Below are 2,326 nucleotides of genomic sequence, written 5' to 3' on the forward strand. Positions count from 1 at the left end.
TGCTCATTAGATAACTTGTAAAAATTTCACAGTTCTCAATGTCTTATACTTTTGGGCATTCTGTGTACGTCTGTCTGATTTGGGGCAATTTCGATGGTATTCGCATCTAGCCAGACTAAAGACTGTTCTCAACCAACTCATTAAACAGTCGCTTCAACTCCTCCAAACTGAACCGTTGACCTTTTACCTTAAAGTTGGGCTGTATCTCAATAATGACTGCTGTGACTGCTGATCTTCTTCCGGTTCGCTCTGGGCGTATTGCAGCAACGATTGGGCTAGTTAGGGATATAGAGATTTTGTACAAAAATAAACCCCACCAATCCCAGACTAAATCCTTCCGTCTCCTCACCGATAAATCATTCATTCACAATCAAGTTATAGTCAATATAACCAAGCATCGCCCCTCTTTTTATCGCCTCATAACTGTTCCTGACGTGCCATTTACTGTACAAATCACTGGCATAACGTTTGACTGTACTAACAGAGAGAAACATTTCTTTGGCAATCTGTTCAAAAGCTAAACCCTGAGCCAGTAAACGCAGGACTTGTATTTGTCGTTCGGTGGGAGAATCAAGCAAGTTTTTGTCAGCAAAACTAGGGTCAATATATCTATTTTTATCAAGGTTTTTTAACAGTTTTTTAGCCAGCTTCGGGTCAAGTAGGCATTCATCAGAGTAAGCTCTCTTGATGGCTAGTTCAATCAATTCTATATCAGCACTTTTGAGCATATAAGAATCAGCACCATGATGGAAAGCTGACTTAATAAAGTCGGAATGAGTCTGATTAGTAAAAATTACCACTTTACTATTAGTCTTTCTTTTGATTGAGCGAGTCAGTTCTAAACCACTCATATCGGGCAATAGTAAATCAACTAACACAACATCAGGATTGGTCTGTTCAATTAACTGAAAACCTAGCTTTCCACTGGTGGCATCACCAGTTACTTCTATATCGGGAGATTGTTCAATAGCGCCTTTGATGCCTAAGAGAGTGAATATTTCTGGTTCAACAATTACTATTTTCAGCATAATCTTGATAATCCTCTAATAATAAATGGCTGTTTATTGGCGGACTTATTATTGGTGTCTCTGCCGTGGTTGTCCGCGATGCCGTAGCAGTGCCGTGGGCTACGACCTATACATGGTATGGATTGCCGTGATTGTTGCCGTATGCCGTGGACACATCAAAAAGCCTGTAAAACATCCCTTTTTATGACCACGGCATCACGGCAGGACTTTCACCAATCAGGTAGGGAGTAGCTATCAGGAGCGTCAGAATTTACCTGATCAGTCTTAACTAATTCAGCTAAACCATCAATTAATTCTGACTCTGAATAACCAGATAACCTATCTGCTTTCTTCAAATCGCGTAATGTTTTTGGTGTTTTAGTCTTGACATTTTGGAAGTATTCATAAATCTTTTTTGCTACTTCAGATAATGGCTTGGGGTGATGAGGGCGAGTAGCAGTTAAATTAAATTCCAGGTCAAACACTCTATCTAGATATTCCTGCTCCGAAGCAATCGGCTTGGCTCGATTAGATAATTGGGGCATTAATGCCACAACAAAACCACCAACAGAAGCAATCATCACTGGGCGTAAGTTTTGATAGGAGACTGCTTTAATATCCAAGTATTTAGATTTAATTTGCTCCCGCTCAAGCTTACCTGGGATAATGTCACCTCTATTTAAAATTAGTTCCAATACTCCATAAGATTCTTGCTCCCGTCCGTTCTTGATATACCTGTTACCTAACAGCAGTAAGTTAAGGCACATACGAGTTTGAGCATCCATCTTTTCAATGCCCAATGCTGCCAAATTAAAAGACTGTAGAGAGGCAATAAACTTAGTATTAAACTCTCGACCAATCAGTAAAACATCAAGTAATTTACTCCCATAATTCCAATCAGAGTAAAGCTTGCTTAAAGAGTCAGCAATCACTAACCAGTCATCCAAAATTAGAATCAATGGTGGTAAGGATTCGCGCTTCGATTCTAGTAGTTGCTTACGCTGTTTGTACGAGGTGTAAAAGTTATCAATTACCTCTTTCGCTAGGTCTGGGTTTTCCCCGTCAAAGACAATTACCCTTTCTTTCTCTCGTAAACCGCAAAAACTATCATTCTTAGCGCTAATTACCCAGATATCTGCACCTGGGGAATCTGCCAAAATCCGCCCAATTAAGTAATTGAGGGTTACTGATTTACCGCTTCCCGGCGCGGCAACTAAAGCAGTAGAACTATCTGCTCTGGCTAGGGCTTGCAAAGTATTTAGGGCAAGACCTTCTGATGGGTGAAGGTAATCACCTGTTGGGGTTGCTCCCGGTGCGAT

Annotated in this window: 3 protein-coding genes and 1 pseudogene; 1 reads left to right on the forward strand and 3 read right to left on the reverse strand. The window is 40.5% G+C overall.

The features are described 5' to 3' along the window. Positions 1-115: 115 nt before the first annotated feature. Both H6G97_RS50035 and H6G97_RS50040 read right to left on the reverse strand, forming a co-directional pair. Positions 116-364 carry a hypothetical protein gene (locus tag H6G97_RS50035; RefSeq protein WP_190947647.1) on the reverse strand — a complete coding sequence of 83 codons (249 nt, stop codon included), beginning with the start codon at positions 362-364 and terminating at the stop codon, positions 116-118. Beyond that, a complete protein-coding gene (locus tag H6G97_RS50040; protein ID WP_190947648.1) occupies positions 357-1,028 on the reverse strand; it encodes a response regulator transcription factor in 672 nt (223 codons plus the stop codon). The genes H6G97_RS50035 and H6G97_RS50040 overlap by 8 nt, the downstream gene beginning before the upstream one ends. Before the next feature lie 25 nt (positions 1,029-1,053). Here H6G97_RS50040 and H6G97_RS50045 point away from each other — a divergent pair, with 25 nt between their 5' ends. After that, on the forward strand, positions 1,054-1,215 hold the full coding sequence (locus H6G97_RS50045; protein ID WP_190947649.1) for a hypothetical protein: 162 nt from the start codon (positions 1,054-1,056) through the stop codon (positions 1,213-1,215). A gap of 22 nt (positions 1,216-1,237) precedes the next feature. Here the strand turns inward: H6G97_RS50045 and H6G97_RS50050 are convergent. After that, a pseudogene (locus H6G97_RS50050) lies at positions 1,238-2,326 on the reverse strand (type IV secretory system conjugative DNA transfer family protein); the annotation flags it as partial.

This window comes from Nostoc flagelliforme FACHB-838, from assembly GCF_014698065.1.
Lineage (GTDB): Bacteria > Cyanobacteriota > Cyanobacteriia > Cyanobacteriales > Nostocaceae > Nostoc > Nostoc flagelliforme_B.

Bases quoted from the DNA above. Each gene is read 5' to 3' on its own strand.
- H6G97_RS50035 (WP_190947647.1), bottom strand. From the start codon at position 364: ATGAATGATTTATCGGTGAGGAGACGGAAGGATTTAGTCTGGGATTGG.
- H6G97_RS50040 (WP_190947648.1), bottom strand. From the start codon at position 1,028: ATGCTGAAAATAGTAATTGTTGAACCAGAAATATTCACTCTCTTAGGC.
- H6G97_RS50045 (WP_190947649.1), top strand. From the start codon at position 1,054: ATGGCTGTTTATTGGCGGACTTATTATTGGTGTCTCTGCCGTGGTTGT.